General features: G+C 41.3%; 21 protein-coding genes and 1 rRNA gene. 7 read left to right on the top strand and 15 right to left on the bottom strand.

Features of this window, described 5'->3' with window-relative positions:
- A 5S ribosomal RNA gene (rrf, locus tag L1D51_RS21870) occupies positions 1 to 87 on the top strand; the annotation flags it as partial.
- A 441-nt stretch (positions 88 to 528) separates the two neighbouring features.
- On the opposite strand, the gene L1D51_RS13310 is transcribed toward rrf, so the two are convergent.
- The 4 genes from L1D51_RS13310 to gpmM are packed head-to-tail and all read right to left on the bottom strand — an operon-like array spanning position 529 to position 5,314.
- Positions 529 to 1,287, bottom strand: coding sequence for a divergent polysaccharide deacetylase family protein (locus L1D51_RS13310; protein ID WP_054562806.1), 759 nt, complete (start codon positions 1,285 to 1,287; stop codon positions 529 to 531).
- 35 nt (positions 1,288 to 1,322) lie between these two features.
- Positions 1,323 to 2,591: a S41 family peptidase gene (locus tag L1D51_RS13305; protein ID WP_239963868.1), complete on the bottom strand. Its 1,269-nt coding sequence runs from the start codon at positions 2,589 to 2,591 to the stop codon at positions 1,323 to 1,325.
- A 35-nt stretch (positions 2,592 to 2,626) separates the two neighbouring features.
- Positions 2,627 to 3,766, bottom strand: coding sequence for a murein hydrolase activator EnvC family protein (locus tag L1D51_RS13300; protein ID WP_054562804.1), 1,140 nt, complete (start codon positions 3,764 to 3,766; stop codon positions 2,627 to 2,629).
- A 3-nt stretch (positions 3,767 to 3,769) separates the two neighbouring features.
- Positions 3,770 to 5,314, bottom strand: coding sequence for a 2,3-bisphosphoglycerate-independent phosphoglycerate mutase (gpmM, locus tag L1D51_RS13295; RefSeq protein WP_239963867.1), 1,545 nt, complete (start codon positions 5,312 to 5,314; stop codon positions 3,770 to 3,772).
- A 192-nt stretch (positions 5,315 to 5,506) separates the two neighbouring features.
- On the opposite strand from gpmM, the gene L1D51_RS13290 reads away from it, so the two are divergent.
- The 4 genes from L1D51_RS13290 to gpsA are packed head-to-tail and all read left to right on the top strand — an operon-like array spanning position 5,507 to position 7,764.
- Positions 5,507 to 5,938, top strand: coding sequence for a rhodanese-like domain-containing protein (locus tag L1D51_RS13290; protein WP_054562817.1), 432 nt, complete (start codon positions 5,507 to 5,509; stop codon positions 5,936 to 5,938).
- A 30-nt stretch (positions 5,939 to 5,968) separates the two neighbouring features.
- Complete coding sequence (grxC, locus tag L1D51_RS13285) at positions 5,969 to 6,226, top strand: glutaredoxin 3 (protein ID WP_054550973.1); 258 nt, start codon at positions 5,969 to 5,971, stop codon at positions 6,224 to 6,226.
- A 41-nt stretch (positions 6,227 to 6,267) separates the two neighbouring features.
- Complete coding sequence (gene secB / locus L1D51_RS13280) at positions 6,268 to 6,753, top strand: protein-export chaperone SecB (protein WP_054550974.1); 486 nt, start codon at positions 6,268 to 6,270, stop codon at positions 6,751 to 6,753.
- A gap of 3 nt (positions 6,754 to 6,756) precedes the next feature.
- Complete coding sequence (gene gpsA, locus L1D51_RS13275) at positions 6,757 to 7,764, top strand: NAD(P)H-dependent glycerol-3-phosphate dehydrogenase (RefSeq protein WP_239963866.1); 1,008 nt, start codon at positions 6,757 to 6,759, stop codon at positions 7,762 to 7,764.
- Between the two features lie 74 nt (positions 7,765 to 7,838).
- On the opposite strand, the gene L1D51_RS13270 is transcribed toward gpsA, so the two are convergent.
- On the bottom strand, positions 7,839 to 9,722 hold the full coding sequence (locus L1D51_RS13270) for a putative bifunctional diguanylate cyclase/phosphodiesterase (protein ID WP_239963865.1): 1,884 nt from the start codon (positions 9,720 to 9,722) through the stop codon (positions 7,839 to 7,841).
- 103 nt (positions 9,723 to 9,825) lie between these two features.
- The gene (gene trmL, locus L1D51_RS13265) at positions 9,826 to 10,290 is read right to left on the bottom strand and encodes a tRNA (uridine(34)/cytosine(34)/5-carboxymethylaminomethyluridine(34)-2'-O)-methyltransferase TrmL (RefSeq protein ID WP_054550977.1); all 465 of its coding nucleotides are present in this window, start codon (positions 10,288 to 10,290) and stop codon (positions 9,826 to 9,828) included.
- Between the two features lie 101 nt (positions 10,291 to 10,391).
- On the opposite strand from trmL, the gene L1D51_RS13260 reads away from it, so the two are divergent.
- Positions 10,392 to 11,300, top strand: coding sequence for a cation diffusion facilitator family transporter (locus L1D51_RS13260; protein WP_239963864.1), 909 nt, complete (start codon positions 10,392 to 10,394; stop codon positions 11,298 to 11,300).
- Here L1D51_RS13260 and L1D51_RS13255 read toward each other — a convergent pair.
- From L1D51_RS13255 to L1D51_RS13245, 3 genes are read right to left on the bottom strand one after another with little or no spacing between them, the layout of a single operon-like run.
- Positions 11,279 to 12,220, bottom strand: a complete 942-nt coding sequence (locus tag L1D51_RS13255) for an alpha/beta fold hydrolase (RefSeq protein WP_239963863.1) — start codon at positions 12,218 to 12,220, stop codon at positions 11,279 to 11,281. The two genes, L1D51_RS13260 and L1D51_RS13255, sit on opposite strands and share 22 nt — an antisense overlap.
- Positions 12,221 to 13,606: an ATP-binding protein gene (locus tag L1D51_RS13250; RefSeq protein WP_239963862.1), complete on the bottom strand. Its 1,386-nt coding sequence runs from the start codon at positions 13,604 to 13,606 to the stop codon at positions 12,221 to 12,223.
- A gap of 1 nt (position 13,607) precedes the next feature.
- Positions 13,608 to 14,297: a response regulator gene (locus L1D51_RS13245; RefSeq protein WP_054562799.1), complete on the bottom strand. Its 690-nt coding sequence runs from the start codon at positions 14,295 to 14,297 to the stop codon at positions 13,608 to 13,610.
- Between the two features lie 171 nt (positions 14,298 to 14,468).
- On the opposite strand from L1D51_RS13245, the gene L1D51_RS13240 reads away from it, so the two are divergent.
- Positions 14,469 to 14,996 carry a Spy/CpxP family protein refolding chaperone gene (locus L1D51_RS13240; RefSeq protein WP_239963861.1) on the top strand — a complete coding sequence of 176 codons (528 nt, stop codon included), beginning with the start codon at positions 14,469 to 14,471 and terminating at the stop codon, positions 14,994 to 14,996.
- A 57-nt stretch (positions 14,997 to 15,053) separates the two neighbouring features.
- Here L1D51_RS13240 and yacG read toward each other — a convergent pair whose 3' ends face one another.
- From yacG to L1D51_RS13210, 6 genes are all read right to left on the bottom strand, one after another.
- Positions 15,054 to 15,287, bottom strand: coding sequence for a DNA gyrase inhibitor YacG (gene yacG, locus L1D51_RS13235; protein ID WP_054562797.1), 234 nt, complete (start codon positions 15,285 to 15,287; stop codon positions 15,054 to 15,056).
- A 73-nt stretch (positions 15,288 to 15,360) separates the two neighbouring features.
- A complete protein-coding gene (pilB, locus tag L1D51_RS13230; RefSeq protein WP_055022084.1) occupies positions 15,361 to 17,037 on the bottom strand; it encodes a type IV-A pilus assembly ATPase PilB in 1,677 nt (558 codons plus the stop codon).
- Positions 17,038 to 17,230: 193 nt separating this feature from the next.
- Positions 17,231 to 17,830 carry a dephospho-CoA kinase gene (coaE, locus tag L1D51_RS13225; protein ID WP_054562795.1) on the bottom strand — a complete coding sequence of 200 codons (600 nt, stop codon included), beginning with the start codon at positions 17,828 to 17,830 and terminating at the stop codon, positions 17,231 to 17,233.
- Positions 17,831 to 17,832: 2 nt separating this feature from the next.
- Positions 17,833 to 18,729 (bottom strand): prepilin peptidase, encoded by an 897-nt coding sequence (locus L1D51_RS13220; protein ID WP_275669176.1) that lies wholly within the window; start codon positions 18,727 to 18,729, stop codon positions 17,833 to 17,835.
- Between the two features lie 233 nt (positions 18,730 to 18,962).
- On the bottom strand, positions 18,963 to 20,192 hold the full coding sequence (locus tag L1D51_RS13215) for a type II secretion system F family protein (protein ID WP_239963860.1): 1,230 nt from the start codon (positions 20,190 to 20,192) through the stop codon (positions 18,963 to 18,965).
- A gap of 63 nt (positions 20,193 to 20,255) precedes the next feature.
- A partial coding sequence (locus L1D51_RS13210) for an O-antigen ligase family protein (RefSeq protein ID WP_338127946.1) occupies positions 20,256 to 20,962 on the bottom strand: 707 nt, incomplete at its 5' end.

Genomic DNA, 20,962 nt, shown 5'->3' with positions numbered 1-20,962 from the left:
CTGACCCCATGCCGAACTCAGTAGTGAAACGAAACAGCGCCGATGATAGTGTAGCAGCTGCTATGTGAAAGTAGGTCATCGCCAGGCTCCAAATAAGAGAAAGCCCGATTCGAAAGAGTCGGGCTTTTTTGCGTTTGGAGCTTTCAGCTTTCAGCCATCAGACATCAGCTGAACTGCGGGGTTGTCCTGTAAAGAGTCACCCTCAGCAACAACCCCCGTAGGAGGCACTTCAGTGCCGAATTCAGACCAKAACAAACACATTCATGGCTAAAKCCATTCCTACAAGTACACTTTGCCTAGAACCTAGAACCTAGAACCTAGAACCTAGAACCTCCAGCAGAGGTAGACGCAGCACCAAACACCTCCAACGAGCGGCTGATCGCTGACGGCTGAAAGCTGATAGCTCTGTGTTGGGTTTCGCTTCGCTCTAGCCAACCTACGCCAGATCTCAAGCTTTACTCTTTCAACTTTCCACTCGCTAACTTAGCTTTTGCTAACTTTCCCCTCGCTAACTTACTTTTATAACACTCATTCCCCTTGTCTTTGCTCTGCTTTGGCAAGCTGAATGTATTTTGTTTCGACTAGTTGTGAGAGGGGAACAAGTTCAAAGCCTTGTTGTTGTAACTCAGGAAGAGCTTGTTGTAGAAAAGCAACGGTTTCTGGGTAGGGGTGGGCAATGGCGATTGCGTAGTTGAAGTGTTCAGCTTTGCTTTTTAGCTCTTCTAGTTGATGTTGTAGCTGACTTTGGGTGACATTGTTATCAAGAAAAACATGACGAGATACATTAGCCACACCATAGAGGTTAGCAACGTTTTGTGCTTCACTTCGACTCGTTGTACGGCTATCTAAGAAGTATAAACCGCGTTTCTTTAATATTTCCATCGTCCATTTCATTGGCTCTGTAAGTTGTGTTAACTCAGAGCCCATGTGGTTATTGACCCCTTTTACTTGTGGTAGAGAGGCTAAAGCATGGCCAAGGGTTGTTTGTAACTCTGACTTACTCATAGTATCAGTGAGTGCACCCGGACCAAGTGCTTTAGTTTTATCAAGCGCTTGCATTGGTACATGTAAGAGTAGTTCTTTATGAGTTCTACTGGCGCGTTCAGCAAATATTTGCGAATAGGGTGTATGGGGCAAGATTGAGAAGGTCACTTGCCCTGGTAAGTTTAATATTTCAAGATCTCGCTGATGATTGCCTATATCATCAATTACTATGGCTATTTGCTTTGCTTGGCAGAATAGCGGTAGGCAACATACGGCGAGTAATAAGCCTGTTTTTAAGTTCACTTTTTGTAATTATTATATCCGTTGTGAGCATTTACTTACTGCATAATAACGAGCTGCTTTGCTGTAAGTTGCTTTTTGTCTTGTCTATCTAGAAGTGAGCTAAAAAGCGCCAATTCTTGGATGTTTTTTATTATAACGCCTTGGTCAATTTCTGAAAGCATTGTTTGATTAATACTCACATCTGGGGTGATCCCTTTACCATCGATAGATTGACCCGCAGGTGTGTAATAACGTGCTGTAGTCAGTTTTAATGCGGTATTACCGTTACCTAAAGGTATCAGCGATTGCACTGAGCCCTTACCAAAAGAAGTCTCGCCAATTAGCACCGCTCGTTGATTATCTCTTAATGCTGCTGCAAGTATTTCAGCGGCAGAGGCTGAGTTTTCGTTAATCAGTACAGCAATGGGAGCGCCACTGAGTATGTCGCCTTTATGGGCTTTATACTTCTGATTAGCTTCATTAAAGCGGCCTTTGGTTGACACTATGGTGCCGTTATCTAAAAACAGATCTGCAACTTCAATGGCCCCTTGTAATGTACCGCCTGGGTTATCGCGTAAATCAATAATTAAACCTGAAAGAGGGAAGCTATTGGTGACCTGCATTTTTGCAAGCTCCCGAGCAACATCGTGTAATGTGTGGTTATTGAATGAGTTGATACTGATAAGCGCAACGCCTGTATCTGCTAAATGGCCATGAACGCTTTGTAAGTTGATTTGTTGGCGCTTAATCGAGAAGTTTAGCTCAGTATCTTTCTCTCTTTTAACAGCGACATCGACAGCACTTTGACCGCTTTGGCGAATTAATTTAGCCACTTCTTCGATGCTTTTGTCTAAAATAGGTTGTTGATTAATCGCAATAACTTCATCATTTACCTGAAGACCCGCAAGCGCCGCAGGTGAGTTATTAATAGTGCTAACAATATACACGCGACCATCTTCAACTTTTACTTCGATACCGAGTCCTGTGTATCTACCATTAGTGCTACTGAAGATAGCATCGAGCTCAGTTTCGTCGAGATATTTTGAATATGGATCAAGGCGTTCGAATAACGCTTCGACTTGTAAGTTATCAGGCTGGGTTACAAATGTGTTTTGTAGTTTCAGATCATCAACATAATATGTATGGATATTAAATAGGATTTCGTTTAGTTGCTGATGCTGTAGTGACTGTAACGAGGGTTTTGCAACAGCCTGAAACGATTGCAGTATCAGGCATAGCAAGCTGACAAGTAATAAAAAAGACAGCTGAGTAAAAAACTTAGCTGGGGAAAAATGAGCTTTGTAAGAGTAAGTTGTGTTTAGCATCAGCTGCTCCTCATAGAGTGCAGCTATTTAATCAATTAAATGCGTCTGCACCATTTTACAGGATTTACTGCGCGTCCTTTGTGGCGTATTTCAAAGTATAGACCAGGATCCGGTTGTCCGCCGCTTTGACCGACTAATGCAATTGTTTCGCCTTCTCTAACAAGGTCGCCAACATCGCGAAGTAGAGTTTGAGCGTGACCATATAAGCTCATAAAGCCATCGCCATGATCAATTGCGATAACCCAGCCAAAGCCATTTAGCCAGTCTGCGTAAACAACTTGGCCGTTCTGTACGCTTTTAACATTACTGCCTTCTTTAGCGCTGATAAGTACGCCTTTCCAATCTATGTTGCCGTGCTTGCGTTGCCCAAAGCGGTGGCGTAATGCCCCTTTAGTTGGCCAGTCGAGTTTGCCCTTACTACTTTGTAAGCCTAGTAATTCAACCTTTTCACTTCGCTCTTGTTCAAGCTCTTCAATGGCGGTGATCAGGGTTTGCTCATTTTCTTTTAAGTAATCAATAGAGCTTTTAGTTTCTTTTAACGCTGACTGGAGTTTATTGAGGTTAGTTTTACGCTCTTGTTGTGCATTGACTAGAGCTTGCTGGCGCCTTTTTTGCTCATCATATAAGGCAACTAGACGTTGTTTGGTTTTTTCAAGCTGAGCTTGGTTGTCTGCAATTTCTTGCTGTAGTGCTTTGAGCTCTTCAATTTGCTCAATACGCGCTTTGTTTAAATAATTATAATAACTTAGCGTGCGCTCAATTTTGGCTGTGTCTTGTTGGTTAAGCAACATTTTTGAGTAGTCATGGCTACCCGCCATGTAGGCGCTTTTTAATTGTGCAGCTAATAAGGTTTGGCGCTGTGCTTGCTGGGCTTTAAGTTGCTCGGCTTTAGCTTGTTGTTCTCGCTGTTGTTGCTCATTTTCTTTAACAGATTGGGCGGCAAGGTTTAATGCTTTTGCATTTTGAGCTATGTCGAGTTCATGGGCGCGCAGATCTTTGCGCATTTGGGCAATGGACTTGCGTTGACCTTTAAGCTCAGCCTCTGTTTTTTGTAAAGCTGATTGAATGTCTGATAAGTCTTTTTTGGTTTGATCTTCATTAGCAACAACCGAAGTTGCTACTAATGAAGTCAGTATTAAACCAGTTTTAAGGAAGTGGTTAATACATTTACTCATAGCTTATTTCAGCGTCATGATTGGTTTACCAGTCATTTCACTTGGCTGCTCTAAGCCGAGTAGGTGAAGCATGGTTGGAGCCACGTCACTCAATGTTTTACCATCATGTGGTGTTGCATCACGGCCAACATAGATAAATGGCACTGGCTCACTGGTGTGTGCGGTATGTGCTTGGCCCGTTGCTGGGTTAGCCATTTGTTCAGCATTACCATGATCGGCTGTAATAAGCGCTTCACCACCATATTCTTCAAGTGCTGCAACTACACGACCAATACAATGATCAACTGCTTCACATGCTTTCACTGCTGCTTCGAATACACCTGAGTGACCTACCATGTCTCCGTTAGGGTAGTTACAGATGATGGCATCGTATTTACCGCTAGCGATTGCTTCAACCAATTTATCGGTCAGCATTTCAGAGTTCATTTCTGGTTGCAGATCGTATGTTGCAACTTGTGGTGATGGAATTAGTTCGCGAGTCTCACCAACAAATTCATCTTCACGGCCACCGCTGAAGAAAAAGGTCACGTGTGCGTATTTTTCTGTTTCAGAAATACGTAGCTGTGTTTTACCTTGCTTCTCTAACCATTCGCCTAATACATTTGTTAAAGGCTCTGGGGCAAACGCAATCGGCGCTTTAATGTCTGCTGCGTACTCTGTCATCATCACAAAAGCGCTTAACTGTGGTGATTTTTTCTTATCAAAACCACTGAAGTCAGCATCAACAAAGGCACGAGTCATTTCACGTGCTCGGTCTGCTCTGAAGTTAGCAAAGATAACTGTGTCGCCGTCATTGATCTCAGCAGCTGCTTGGCCTTCTGGCACAACAGTTGTTGCTGCTACGAACTCGTCGTTCTCGTCACGTGCGTATGCGGCTTCTAGTGCGGTTACACCGTCAGTGTAGCTGTATTCAGCAATGCCACTAACCATGACATCATATGCAAGCTCGACACGATTCCAACGGTTATCGCGGTCCATTGCATAGTAACGACCAACAAGCGTCGCTAAACGGCCACAGCCAAGTTCTGCAAATAAGGCTTCGATGCTCTCAATTGATGCTTTTGCACTACGTGGCGGTGTGTCACGGCCGTCTAAGAAACCGTGGAAGTAAACTTCTTTTGCACCGCGCTTAGCAGCAAGTTCAATCGTTGCCACAATGTGGTCTTCATGACTATGAACACCACCTGGGCTTAAAAGCCCCATAATATGCACAGCTTTGCCTGCATTTACAGCTTTGTCGATATTATCAACTAGTGCTGGATTGCTATCGAACTCACCATCATCAATGGCTTTAGTGATGCGAGTAAAATCTTGATAAACAATACGGCCAGCACCTAAATTTACGTGACCTACTTCAGAGTTACCCATTTGTCCTGCAGGTAAACCAACATCAAGTCCCGAACCTGAAATTAATGTATGTGGGCGGGTTGCCCAAAGGTTGTCGAGTACTGGGGTATTAGCAGCAAGTATGGCGTTACTTTCTGTGTCTTCACGGTATCCCCAACCGTCTAAGATCATTAATACCAATGGTTTTTTATGCTCTGTCATTATAGCTCCTGAAGATTGGCACTTATATATCACTAGCATACCGTGTTTTATGGTTTTGATCAGCTATCAATATGTCATATTAAAATATTTCACGCCCTAGCATTTTCAATTCAAGCACGTATACTTGCGTGGCAAATTTTAATTAACCCATGGCTATGCGCTGTGGTATCTAAATTTCTTAGTGGAAAACGCATGGATCAATATATTGAATTTATCTCAAATCATCCGGTTTTGAGCATTATCTGGTTAGCATTAGTCGCTATGCTGATCAGCAGTTGGTTTAAAAGTAAATTTTCGGCTATCCGTCAAATCAACCCACAGCAACTTACCTTGCTAATTAACCGTGATGATGGTCAAGTGATTGATATACGTGCACAAAAAGAGTTTAACTCTGGCCGTATTGCAGGCGCAACTCACTTAAATCCAGAAAAAGCAAAGCAATCTGATTTTTCAAGCCTTGAAAAGTTTAAGACTAAACCCATTATACTAGTATGTACCACGGGCATGACTGCCTCAGGTATCGCAACTGCAATGCATAAAGCAGGTTTTGAGCGTGTTTATGTATTAGCGGGCGGTATGGGCGCTTGGCAATCAGCTAGCTTACCTACAACGACCGGTCGTTAATAAGGCTCACTGCCCGATAGAGGAATTATTATGAGTAATGTTGTTCTTTACACAAAAGCATACTGTCCATTCTGCCAACGTGCTTTGGCGTTATTAGACAGTAAAGGTGTAGACTACACGAATATCGATATTGGTGTTCACCCTGAGCGTCGTGATGAAATGATCGACAAAGCAAATGGTGGTTACACAGTTCCGCAAATTTTCATTAATGATGAACATATCGGCGGTTGTGACGACATGATGGCAATTGAAGCGCAAGGCCTTTTAGACGCAAAGCTTAACGCTTAATAAACTTTAAATATAAAAACGAATACAAGTTAGGAATTACAATGAACGAAGAAAATCAAAACGCAGCAGCAGAACAAGCCGGCGCTCAATTCTCAATCCAACGCATCTATACTAAAGATGTTTCATTTGAGACGCCTAACTCACCTGCTATTTTCCAAAAAGAGTGGACTCCTGAAGTTAAGCTTGACTTAGATACTCGTTCTAACAAATTAGAAGAAGGCGTGTTTGAAGTTGTTCTTGCTTTAACAGTAACAGCTTCAATCGGTGAAGAAACTGCATTCCTATGTGAAATCCAACAAGCGGGTATTTTCACAATTGGCGAAGTTGAAGAAGTTCAACTTGCACACATGTTAGGTGCTTTCTGCCCGAACGTACTTTTCCCTTACGCACGTGAAGCAGTATCAAACCTAGTTAACCGTGGTACTTTCCCACAATTAAACTTAGCGCCAGTTAACTTTGACGCACTATTTGCTCAATACATGCAACAACGTGCTGCTCAAGACCAACAGGCAACTGCAGACGCATAAGCTATGAGTACAGCACAATCAGCTGTTACAGTATTAGGGGCGGGGTCTTATGGCACCGCCCTTGCTATTTGCTTTGCCAGAAATGGCCACCCAGTGACTTTGTGGGGCCGCAATAGCGATGACGTTGCTACGCTTGCAGCTGAGCGAAAAAATCAACGTTATGTTCCGGATGTTAGCTTTCCTGAAACCCTCCAACTAGAAGCAGATTTAGAAACGGCAGTTAAAGCAAGCAAGATCATTTTGGTTGTTGTGCCGAGTCATGCTTTTGCTGGCACGCTGCAAAAAATCAAACCTTGGTTGTCAGAAGGTGCTGAAGTTGCATGGGCTACCAAAGGTTTAGAGCCAAATACAGGGCGTTTACTGCAAGAAGTAGCGGTACAAGAGCTAGGCGATGATGTTCCTCTGGCTGTGCTTTCAGGACCTACTTTTGCAAAAGAAATGGCAATGGGCTTACCAACCGCTATTTCGGTGTCGTCGACCACTAAAGACTTCGCTAAGCAATTAGCTGACCTTTTACACTGTGGCCGCTCATTTAGGGTTTATAACAATGATGACTTCATTGGTATACAGCTTGGTGGCGCAGTTAAAAATGTGATTGCGATTGGCGCTGGTATGTCTGATGGTTTTGGCTTTGGTGCTAACGCACGTACTGCCTTAATCACTCGCGGTTTAGCTGAGCTTTGCCGTTTAGGGTGTGCATTAGGTGCCCGTTCAGATACCTTTATGGGGATGGCTGGCCTCGGTGACTTAATCTTAACCTGTACAGATAACCAATCTCGTAACCGTCGCTTTGGTCTTGCTCTTGGCAAGGGTGAAGGCGTAGAAGCTGCAATTGAATCTATTGGTCAGGTTGTTGAAGGCTATAGAAATACCAAAGAAGTGTATTTACTTGCTGAGCGCACAGGTATTGAAATGCCAATAACGGAGCAAATTTACCAAGTACTTTATGAAAATAAAGATGTAAAAGAAGCTGCGATGGCACTACTTGGCCGTGAGCAAAAATCTGAATAATTTAGATTGTGCACTGTTAAATAAAAAACGCGATTTATTAATCGCGTTTTTTATTTGATGTACCGTTGCAACCACTAGCTAGATTGCTGCTTTTCTAGCGTGTCATTAATAAATTCGCTGACTTGATTGGCTTTTAATGGCTTGCAGTAATAGTAACCTTGTTGAAAATGACAACCCATAATATGCAGCATGTAGGCTTGCTCTTCAGTTTCTACTCCTTCAGCAACCACATTTATGTCCAAATACTTAGCTAGACGCACTATGGTGGCGGTGATATTACGATCTTGGTCGTTTTTATCGATATCTTTAACGAATGATTTGTCGATTTTGAGTGTATCGATTGGAAAACGCTTTAAGTAACTGAGTGATGAATGACCTGTTCCAAAGTCATCCAGCGCGATGTGCACACCAATCGATTTAATGCGCTTCATTTGCTGCTCTGCAAATTCAGGATTATCCATCATGGCGCTTTCTGTGATCTCGAGTTCTAAGCAATGTGCTGGAACGTCAAATTTAGCCAAGTTGTCGATGAGTGTTTCAATAAGGCTACTTTGCTGAAAGTGTAAGGCTGAAATATTAATAGCGACATTACCAAACGAAATGTTTTGTTTTCGCCACTGTGCCAGTTGATTAAGCAGCTGCTCCATCAGTAACTGGGTAAGCGGAATAATGGCACCATTTTGTTCGGCTAGCGGAATGAACTCATCGGGGTTAATCACACTGCCATCTTCTTGAGGCCAGCGAACTAATGCTTCAAAGCCGTATAACTGATTATGCTGGGCATCAAACTTAGGCTGAAAATAAAGCTCAAACTCATTGTTGGTAATGGCTTTAAATAAAGCGCTCTCTTTGGTTAACTCGGTTGGGTCGAGAGTATGGCGCTCTTTATCAAAAAATTGATACGTATTACGGCCCATTTTTTTTGCATGATTCAAAGCACTATTTGCGCTGCGCATTAAGTATTCACAGTTATAGGCGTTGTCTGGGTAGATAGCAAGACCACAACAGGCAGATAGTGAAGTCTCAAAACCATCCAACATAAATGGGGTTTTAAACTGCTGAAGCACGATGTCTGCGGTTTTTTTAGCAAAAAATACGGTTTGACCAGAATAAAGGTAGGGCGGCACGAGTACCGCAAATTCATCTGCACCGAGCCTTGCAATAGTAAAGCCTGAATTTAGTGAGTCTGTTAAACGACAGGCCACTTCTTTTAGCAGTACATCGCCAATTGTGTGACCAAGGGAGTCGTTAATCTTTTTGAAATTGTCTATGTCGATAAAGATGATTAGTAGACTAGGGTAAGTGTCGTTACAAGCATTGATTGCTTTTTCAAGGGACTCTATAAAAATGGCGCGGTTTGATAAACCCGTGACACTGTCTTTGGTCGTGAGCTTGAGCATAGTTCGCTCGTTATTCTTTCGGGCAGTGACATCAGAAAACATACCAACGTAACGTACAGAGTTTTTTGCAAAGCGTGGTGTGGTCACTTTTGTAATACACAAATCAATGGCGTAGGGTTGCCCATCTTTGCGTAAATTCCAAATTTCGCCAGACCAATAACCATCATTACTCAGCTCTTGTTGGATGATTTCTTCGAGTTGTGTATCACGACCAGCTTGCGTTAATGCTTTGAATTTTTTACCAAGTACATCGGCTTTTTTATAACCCGATATTTCACTAAATGCGTTATTAATTTCTATGATCCTAAACTGTTCATCGGTGACCCAAATACCATCTTTAGACTGGGAAAGTAGAGCATCCATCAGCGTCATCTTTTGGTTTCTTTGATAGTAAATGACCGCACCAATGAGGATGACAATCGCTAGAAAGATTAGTAGTAATAGGGGAGTCGTATTGGGGGCTTGTGAGTTAGAGGGATTAGACACAGCAGCAGAAGCAGCACTATAAAAGTGCTGCATCAGCAAAATGATACTGCATACTCGGGCAAAAAAGCGCATTAAATCCATCTTTAGGAACAAACTCACCTATTTAGGTTAGTCCATAAAAAATGGTCGTGCTAAACAATTAGTAAATATTTATTACAAGCGCTTTTTCAATGAGTTATTGACCGTTCACAAAACCCAGCTGACGCCAAGATTCATAAACAAATACAGCAACTGAGTTAGATAAGTTCATACTACGGCTGTCTTTTTGCATTGGAATACGTACACGTTGCTCTTTCGGCAACGATTGAATGAGTTCATCAGGTAAGCCACGTGTTTCAGGGCCAAACACTAAACAATCGCCAGGCTGATATTGTGCTTGATGATGAAATTGGCTGCCCTTAGTGGTGCAAGCATAGACTTTTTTCGGTTGGCATTTTTCTAGATATGCTTCAAACGAGGCATGGCGCTGTACATGGCTAAACTCATGATAATCAAGACCTGCACGTTTTACGCGTTTATCATCCCATTCAAAACCAAGGGGTTCAATTAGGTGTAACGCATAACCTGTGTTTGCGCATAAGCGAATGATATTACCCGTGTTTGGTGGAATTTCTGGTTGGTACAACACAATATCAAGCATGTGAATCTCATTTATAAGGATTTGATCTGCTGCTGAGTATACACGAACTAGAATTAAAAGATGATATACTCAACACAGTTACTCACTAAAGGTAAGTTGTTGTGCAGCATCGTAGTTATGAGTTTTGGGTTAAAACAGCCAGTATAGTCACCATTGTTATGGTGAGTTTAATGATCGCAGCAAAAAGCTGGGCTTGGCTTGCATCTGGCTCGGCGTCAATGCTGGGTTCATTGACCGATTCGTTAATGGATATCACAGCCTCACTGATGAGTTTTTTAGTGCTAGGTTATGCACTACGCCCTGCTGATGACGACCATCGCTTTGGTCACGGAAAAGCCGAAGCATTAGCCGGGCTTGCACAGGCCGCTTTTATAGCTGGCTCAGGTTGCTTTTTAGCGTTTCATGGCATTGAGCGCTTATTTAATCCGGTAACCTTAAAGCATTCAGACCTTGGTATTTGGGTTAGTATTTTCGCTATTGTTTGTACGCTCGTGGTGGTGTTTGTACAAACTAAGGTGATTAATCACACCGAATCAATCGCCATTAAAGCAGACTCAATTCACTATAAAGGCGATTTAATCTTAAACTTGGCGGTATTACTGGCAATTGTGTTAGCTAAGTACGGCGTCGCTTATGCCGATCCATTGTTTGCTATTGGGGTGGCTGTTTATTTACTTTATAACAGCTGGGATATTGCTCGCGAAAGTGCTGATCACTTAATGGATAAAGAGCTCCCAGATGAAGAAAAACAACAAATACTGGCCATTGTGAATAGCCATCAAGACGTGTTTGGCGCCCATGATATTCGCACCCGCCAAGGTGGTAAAATTAAGTTTATTCAGATGCATTTAGAGCTGGAAGACTCATTATCATTATTAAGAGCGCATCAAGTTGCTGATGAAGTAGAAGCGTTAATTCAAACGCATTTTGATTGTGAAATGGATATTTTGATGCACTTAGACCCACTTTCAGTAGTTAACAAAACACGTCAAAGTTCTGCACAAAATTGATAAAAATCACAGAGTACTGCTTGTCTGATCTCGTCGCGTTCACACAATAACTCGTGGCGAGCACCTGCGTAGCTTTTTAGTTGTGCTTGCTTTTGTCTATGAGTAAGTGCAAATTGCGCAGCGTTATCGACTACGGTATCTTGCTCGGCACTTGCGATAAACAAAGGAATATCGACTTTTTTATCGACTAAAGAAGCAATAAAATCAAACGACGCATTAAGCCAACCATAGGTGACGCCACCTAGTTGTAAATCACCTTCTGCTGCATAAAGCTCTCTGAACAGTTTATATCGAATTTCACTACTGGTTAGTTCATTAGCTGCAAAGTCGACTGGTAAATAATCGCTTTGGCCAAATGCGTAGCTGCGGCCAAGACCAAGTAAGGATGCAATTTTAGCAGCCAGTTTTGCTACAGGCTTTGGCGTGCCTTTGGTATAGATATCAAACATCGGCGCTGATAAAAAAGCACCCGCAAATTGATGCTGATAGCGCGATAAGTAATCATAGGCAATGGCACTGCCCATAGAGTGGCCAAGCAAAACCTGCTTTCCTTGCCAGTGTTGATGCACCACTTTTTCTATAAATACAGCAAAGTCATCTGCGTAGTCAGTAAAGCGGTTTACAAAACCCTTATGAGAGTTTTTTAAATGACGATAAGAGCGACCTTGCCCCTGGTGATCAACACTAAAAACTGCAAAGCCATTTTGATATAGCTCCCACAGTAACTCTTTGTACTTAATTAAAGACTCTATTCGGCCAGTACTGATAACGATGGCCGTTTTTGCTTGTTGGGGAATTGCATAGCCGTAATAAAGCTTGCCATGAGCGGTGCTCAGAAAGTCTTGCTGTAATTGCTCAGAAAAAAACTGATTAATATTAGGTAGGTTATTAACAAGACTTGCTTCGCTACTATAAAACATTTACTCACTCTTATAAGGTAGGCGGATGTTTACGCACAGTCCGCCATGTTCTTGGTTTTCAAGTGTTAGTGTACCATCATGTGCTGAGATAGCATTCTTTGCAATAGCAAGACCTAAGCCCGTGCCGCCAGTGCTTCTATCACGTGCATGCTCCTGACGGAAGAAAGGTTCACACAGCCTTGCTAGGTTTGCTTCATCAACCCCTTTACCGTCATCACAAATAGTGATGTAGATAGCATCTGATTCAACTAAGCCTATTGAGATTGAATGTTCTGCGTATTTAATGGCATTGCGAAGTACATTCTCAAGCGCGCTGGCTATTAAGGTTTCATCGCATTTTAAATCGGCTGTTAGTGTACCATTTACGATAAGCTCTTTATTACTTTGCTTGGCCTCAAATTGAGCATCGTTGAGTACATGATCAACAATCACTTGTAAGGATTGTGTACTCAACGCCAGAGTCTGGCTTTTGGCTTCTAAGCGTGAAACTTGAAGTACATCGGCAATCATTTTATCGAGCTGATTGGCCTCTTTTTCAATGCGCTCTAAATAAGCGTGTTGAGCATCATCGGCTTGCATTTGTGCAAGGCCTGTAGCCATTTTTAAGCGCGTTAATGGTGAACGTAGTTCATGAGAAATATCTGCTAGCAGTCGTTTTTGAGCGCTAATAAGCTGCTCAAGTTGTATTGCCATGGTATTAAAGTCACGACCAAGTACACCTAACTCATCTTGACGAGTAGGAGATACATCGGCACGGGCAGTTAAATCGCCATGAGCAAGCTTTTTTGCGGTTTCTTTTAAACTATTAATAGGTGCAATTAAGTTACGGCTAAAGAAGAAACTCAGCATCAATGAGGCGATTAATGCAATAAGCAGCTTGAGCCAAACTGGCATTAGCCATAGGCTGACAAAAAACGGTTTCTTGCGTTTTTCATCGATTTCATAAAGATAAAATTTACCTTCGGGTACATTCAAAGCTACCGGCCCATAAGCTTGGTATTCATCGGTAAAAATAATTTGCGGACGCATATATTTGGTAAAGTTCAGCAAGCTTAAATCAATGTCTTTGGATACAGGTTCGCTAAGCATTTCAACACCATGAACCTCACCATTTAAGTACAGTAATTTATGCTTTGATAAGCGCGGATGAGATAAAACCTCTTGAGTTGATTTTCCGTGTTTAGCAACAATGCGTTCAATACTTTTAGCAGTGTACTCAAGATTTTTCAGCATGGGTCCACGCAGGTCGTCATTGCCGACATTGCTCGTTAACTGGCTTAAAAACACCAGTATTGTGATAGTCGCTATGACAGTAACCCAAAACCAAGCAAATATTTTTAAAAACAAATAATGGCGGGGATGCTTTAGCCAGCTTGGAGTTTGCATATTATTCGCCTTGTATTAATACATAACCACTGCCACGCATGGTTTTGATCCGTTCATTACTAACATGCTCTGCAATTTTTTTACGGATGTTGCTGACATGCATATCGATTGAGCGGTCAAAAGGAGCAAGGCGTCTACCTAATACTTGCTCACTTATTTGCTCTTTGCTGATCACTTCACCGGCATGTTGCACTAGCATGGCAAGGATCTCATACTCAGTGCCGGTTAGGCTCAGTACATTATCTTTAACAGAAGCTTCTCGTGTTGCGAAATTAACATTGATGCTGTTAACACTCAATGAGCTGGTCTGTTGGCTCGATAAGCTATTGATATGTTCTATGCGACGGGTAATTGCTTTAACGCGAGCTAGCAGTTCTCTGTGGTTAAATGGCTTAGGAATATAATCATCTGCGCCTAGCTCTAAACCAAAGATACGATCAAAGTCTTCGCCTTTCGCGGTTAGCATGATCACCGGAGTAAGCTTATGTTGTCTTAACTGCTTTAGCACCTCAAAGCCATCCATAGAGGGTAGCATCACATCAAGCAATATTAGCTCATAGTTATGCTTAATAGCTTGCTTTAGGCCTTCAGCGCCATCATGAACACACTCTACTGTAAAACCTTGTGCTGATAAGTACTCGCTAAGTAATTCGCACAATCCTGTATCGTCGTCGATCATTAATAGTTTCATTCTGACACCTAGCTATTTATTTCTTTAAGGCTATTTTACTCAGTAAATTGTGTAAAAGTGAATCTTTACACAACCTTTACACTGGTTTGCGTTCCTTTGCATTGAATTAGTTATAGTTAACCCATCAGTCGGAAACGACAACAGAGCACAACCCAACAAAAGGTAATGATTATGACTATTTCAAATAAGCTTTCTAAATTCGTACTTGTTTGTGGTTTAGCAGCAGCAAGTGTAGGTGCTACTTCAGCAATGGCGAAAGGAGACTTTAACCGTGGTATGAACCCACAGGCTCGTTTTTTACTTTCTGAGCGTGGTATTGATAAATTACAACTTACCGAAGAGCAGCAAACGCAACTTAAAGCGATTTTTGCCGAGCAGAAAACACAATTTGCAGCACTGCGTGGCGAGAAAGATGCAATGAAAGCCGCTCGTGCTGCACACAAAGAGAAAATGGATGCGTTATTAGCAACAAAAGCATTTGACGAAAATGCCGCATTAGAGCTGATTAAAGCGCGCCAAGAAAAAGGCCAGCAGTTTGCCATGCTAAAAATGAAATCTGACCATGCGATTTGGCAGGTTTTAAATGCAGAACAGCGCGAAAGCTATCAAGAGATTAAAAAGCATCTTCGTAAAAAAGGTCACAAAAAGGGCCACCATGGTCATCGAGGCGAACGCAAAGCTGAGCGTTCTGAAGGTTAAAAGTGATAGGTTATATTAAAAAATGCGGCAATTGCCGCATTTTTTGTATTTGACGCTTTATTCTTTAAAGAATGAATCATCGTTTTTAGCCAGCATTGCTTCGATATCTTCAATCATATCTTGGCTCAAATCATTAGCATTGCTAATTGGGCTAGAAATTTTATTGTTTTCAAACGACCACTCGCCTAAATCAATTAGCTGGCAGCGTTTTGAGCAAAATGGACGATGCGGGCTTTGCTCTGACCATTCAACTTTGGCTTTGCATGTTGGGCAGTTTACAACTGTTGGCATGGAATAACTCTCAAATAAGCACTTTTGTCAGATCTTACTGAACAGTTAGCTGATAATCCAGTAACGAATTTGTTTAGAAACTCGTTACTCGGTTTATTTCTGCTAAAGAGGTAACGCCATCAGCGGCTTTTTTCAGGCCAGATAAACGCAGATCATTAAAGCCTGAGCGCAGAGATACTTCAGCGATTTCGAGTGAGTTACCACCACGCATAATAATTTGTGCTATTTCAGGGGTAATTTGCATTACCTCATAAATACCAACTCGACCTTTATAGCCTTCAGTACAGCTATCGCATCCTTTTGGTGCGAATAACTGAACCTCATTGAGCTTGTCTTTATCAAAACCTTGGCGAATCAATTCTTCATCAGGTAGTTTTTCTGGTGTTTTACACTTAGGGCAAAGTCGTCTTGCTAGACGCTGCGCAATAATAAGGCTGATAGAGCTTGCTACGTTATAAGCAGGAACACCCATATTTAAAAGACGAGTAAGGGTCTCTGGCGCAGAGTTTGTATGCAGAGTTGATAATACCAAGTGACCTGTTTGCGCCGCTTTAATTGCTATTTCAGCGGTTTCAAGGTCACGGATCTCACCAACCATTACGACATCAGGATCTTGTCGCAAGAAGGCCTTTAATGCATTGGCAAAGGTCATATCTGCCTTTGGATTAATTTGTACTTGGTTAATCCCTTCAAGGTTGATCTCTACTGGATCTTCGGCGGTACTGATATTACGCTCTGGCTGGTTAAGAATATTCAAACCCGTATAAAGTGATACCGTTTTACCAGAGCCCGTTGGACCGGTTACTAAGATCATGCCTTGTGGTTGCTCAAGTGCGTCCATGTAGAGTTTTTTCTGTTCTGGCTCATAACCAAGCACATCGATACCTAGCATAGCACTTGATGAGTCGAGAATACGCATTACGATTTTCTCGCCCCAAAGGGTAGGCAAGGTACTGACACGGAAGTCGATACTTTTACGTTCAGTAATTTTAAGCTTAATACGGCCGTCTTGAGGTTTACGTTTTTCTGCTATGTCTAGTCGTGACATAACCTTGATACGTGCAGATAAACGGCTCGCTAAGCTATTCGGTGGACTTGCCATTTCATGCAAAATACCATCGATGCGAAAACGCACACGGTAGCGGTGTTCATAAGGTTCAAAGTGTAGATCCGAGGCTCCTTTTTTAATTGCGTCCATCAAAATTTTATTGATGTAAACGATAATAGGGGCATCGTCTTTATCTTCATCTTTGCTAGCTAAGTCGCGAGGGGCTTCTGTTTCAAGCTCACCAAGTTCTTTAAACTCATCTTCACTTAAATGTAAGCCACCTGCGGCATCAAGTAATTGCTCAATTTTATTTTCAAGTTGCGTGTAATCAACAACGACCACTTCGCATGAAAGGCCAGTACTAAATTCAAAGTTTTCAAAGGCACCGTAGTCGGTTGGATCTGAGGCTGCAATGTAGAGCTTACGGCCCTTTTTAACTAGAGGTAAAATGTGGTGCTCACGAATTAGTTTATCTTTAACTAGTTCTTCGCTAATGTTCGCAACGTCAAAGTCTTTGATGTCAAAATAAGGCACACGAAAAAGGTCTGTACATTGCTCTGCGAGCTCATGGCCAGCCATTCCACATGTTTTAGAAATAAGCTCTGCAGTAGAGTTATATTCGCGCTGCTTTGATTTTACGGTCTCTGCATCAATGCGACCGAGTGTAATAAATTTTCGAAGTAGCGGTGAGTTTATATTCATTGCGCACCTAGATTGATCCTTTATTGCCACAATCTAACAGAAAAAGTAAGGCTATTACATCAGTCTTGTCTGATTTTAGGAAAATTGCAAAAAAAATTAACCTAAAACTCAGTTGTTTAGAATGTGTTTTGGTACTTTTGTATTGGTTTTTATGGGTTCAAATTCATGAGAATCTATAAATAAAATCAATGCCCTAGTGAGAGTGCATTAGGTACTTTTTGTGCAGTTTTTGCACATCAGCTTTTACTTCTTCAAGAGGGCGGTTGTTATCTAAAATATCTCCCGCTTTTTGTTGTTTATCAGCTCTGCTCATTTGTGAGGCTATGATTTGCTCGGCTAATTCAACAGAGACATTATCACGGGCTGTTGTTCTTGTTATTTGTACATCAACCGGAACATCAATTAGTAAGGTATGATTGCAATATTTTTCTAAGCTATTTTCAAAAAGTAAGGGAGCAACTAAGATGACATAGTGGCTGGTGGCCTGCTTTAACTGGCTCAGCATTGTTTCTCTAATAAGCGGGTGCAATAAGTTATTTAGCCATTGTTTTTGTGATTCATTGGCAAAGATAATTGCTCTTAGTTTTGCGCGATCAAGCGTGCCGTTATTCGTGAGTATTTCATCACCAAAATGTGCTGTAATTTTTGTAAGGCCAACAGAGCCAGGCTCGACGACTTCTCTGGCAACTATGTCGGCATCAACCACCTGAATACCAAGCTCTTCAAATATGGCGCTTACTGCACTTTTTCCTGAGCCAATACCACCGGTTAGCCCTAAAACCCAGTTTGCCATAATTAGTAACCTAAATAGTTAAAGTAATAACTTTTAATTTGCTCACCCCAAAGTAAGGTGACCCATCCTGCGATGGCAAGATAAGGCCCAAATGGGATTGGCATAGTTTTGTCTTTACCTTGAATAATGATTTGCGCAATGCCGATGATGGCACCGACGACACTTGATAGCAGCACGATAGTTAAAATATCTTGCCAGCCAAGTAGCGCACCAAACACGGCTAACAGCTTAAAGTCGCCATAACCCATGCCTTCTTTACCTGTAGCAAGCTTAAACAACCAATAGACACTCCATAAGCTTAGGTAGCCAACTGCTGCGCCGATAATGGCATCGCTCGGTGCAATGGTCATATCCATAGTGGCAGCAATCAGCGCTAACCAAACGAGTGGCAGGGTGAGTTGGTCGGGCAATAACATATGATCTATATCGATAAAGGTTAAAGCGACTAATACCCAAGTAATCAATATATATAGAAGAGCTAGTTTTGTCGGGCCAAAAACAACGGCGACAACTAAACTTAGAACCGCAGTAAGCATTTCAACAATAGGGTAGCGCACGGAAATCGGTGCTTGACAATTTGCACAGCGACCTTTTAGCAATAGCCAACTTAGCACAGGGATATTTTGCCAAGCTTTAATCGGTGCTTTGCATTTAGGGCAGGTTGAATTAGGTTTTACTAGGTTTAATGGCGCTTGTTCTGTTTGCTGTTTTGAATTGAGCTCATCGGCCAATACAATACGGCACTCAGTTTGCCATTCTCTTTTCATCATCAGTGGCAAACGATAAATCACCACATTTAAAAAGCTACCAATACACAGGCTTACTAAGCCCACCGTCAAAAAATAAAACCACTGCTGACTTTGCATCGCAGTGGTTATATCAAGAAAAAAGTTTTCCATTAAAGTACCTAGTTTTTTATTCTTAGAGCAAATAATCTGACAGTTAATGAGGCCATATAGTTGCAGCTATTTATTTTCGCAAATCATTTAACTATTTTGTCGCGGGGTAAACCCGCTGCTACATGCATAAATTAAAGAATTCGTTAGAACTGTTTTTATTATTTTTATTGCAATCGATCGACTAGCGTTTAGAGTTTTGCTTACAGCTTACAGCTTACAGCTTACAGCTATGTTTAAATCACCGAACCTAATTGGAATATAGGTAAGTACATAGCAACAATTAACCCACCAACAAGTACACCTAAAACCGCCATGATAAGGGGCTCAAGTAAGCTTGATAAACCATCAACGGCATCATCAACTTCTTGTTCATATATAGTTGCTACTTTAGCAAGCATACCATCAAGTGAACCCGACTCTTCACCAATAGCAACCATTTGCACCACCATATCAGGGAAGATTTTAGCGTTTTTCATCGCCCAGTTCATTAAGTTACCTGAACTTACTTCAGCTTTAATCTCTAAAATAGCATAACGGTATACTGCATTACCTGAAGCGCCTGCGGCGGAATCAAGTGCATCGACTAATGGAACACCGGCAGCAAAGGTGGTTGATAAAGTACGAGCATAACGAGCAACCGCTGCTTTATTTAAAATCATACCAATGACAGGCAGTTTTAATATGGCTCTATCGTTAGCATCGCGGAATTTTTTACTTCTAAGTAAAGCTTCTTTGTATACGTAACCAAATGCGATTAGAGCGATTAGGATTATCCACCAGTATTCTTGCAGAAATTCGGAAATACCAATCACCATTAAAGTAAAACTTGGTAATTCAGCACCAAAGCCACTAAAAATATCTTGAAATTGTGGTACAACAAAAATTAGAAGGATTGAAGTAACAATGATAGCTATGACGATTACAGAAATAGGGTAAAACATGGCTTTCTTTATTTTTGACTTCAATGCCTCGGCTTTTTCTTTGTATATAGCAACACGGTCAAATATTTTATCAAGCGCACCAGATTGTTCACCCGAAGCAACTAAGTCGCAGTAAAGGTCATCAAAGTAACGAGGGTGCTTTCGAAGAGCTTGAGAAAGTGGTACACCGGCTTTCACTTCATCACCAACTTCATCCATTAATTTCGCAACACTTTTGTTTTTCGCACCTGATGCTATAAGCTCGATTGATTGAATCAAAGGTACACCGGCCATGAGCATAGTTGCAATTTGACGAGTAATTAATGCGATATCTTTAGGGGTTATTTTTTGTACACTTTTAATGCCGAAAAGAGGTTTTGGTTTACGCTTTACTTTTGATGGTGTAATACCTTGTTTACGTAACTGAGCTTTAATTAGAGCAATACTACTCCCTGTTAGCTCTCCTTCCAGCTTTTTACCCCTAGCATTAACACCTACCCATTGGAATGTATCTAGGTCTTTATCTTCCTGTTTTTTAGCCATGGATAAAACCCATCTTATTGTAATGTTTTAAAATATTATTCTGAAAGTTTAGATTGTTATATTTCATAACCTATGAGCGATAGACCAAAACCTTGGCCCAATTATATAACCTGTATCTGGGTTCATTTTTTGATAGGTTTCTAAAGCCACCCATCCATAAAAATACCACACTGCGGCTATTATGATAGCAAAAAAAACTAATTTCCATCTTTTAAACTTAACTAATGCTAGAGCTTTATTTGAAGTTCGAGCCAGCAGTAGACCCCATATAATAAATAGTAACGTTTGTGAAACTGGCATTACATGTACTCCTGATAACAAAGAATATATAAGGCCAGAGATGAAGGAGTAAAGTAGTGCTTTTGACGAACTGTCTTCATTATTTACTACAAGATAAGTGACAGCATTTTTAACTGTTAAATAAATAGCTAAAGATAAAAAAATAAATGCTAAAAAGCCCCATTCGTTAATAATCTCTATAACAGAAGAGTGAGGGTGGCTCATAGGGGCTCGACCTTCTAATGAAGTTTGAAATACTCCTGGTCCATTGCCTATAAAAAGTTGTTGCCAGGTGAACTCAGAAATAGTTTCTTGCCATATGAATAACCTGCCTGAAGAGCTTGTATTTAAGGAAACTTCACCAGAGCTGAAAAGTACATTACAGGTGTAATAACTTAAAAAACCGATTAAAAGGCAAACAAATGCAATTTGGTACTCTTTTCTTTGATGTTTATCAAAAAGTTGAGATAGCAATAAAATAATAATAAAAG

It is taken from the genome of Pseudoalteromonas shioyasakiensis, from assembly GCF_022398475.1.
Taxonomy (GTDB): Bacteria; Pseudomonadota; Gammaproteobacteria; order Enterobacterales; family Alteromonadaceae; genus Pseudoalteromonas.
The sequence above is the reverse complement of the archived record's forward strand: the minus strand, read 5'-3'. Positions and strand labels throughout refer to the sequence as shown.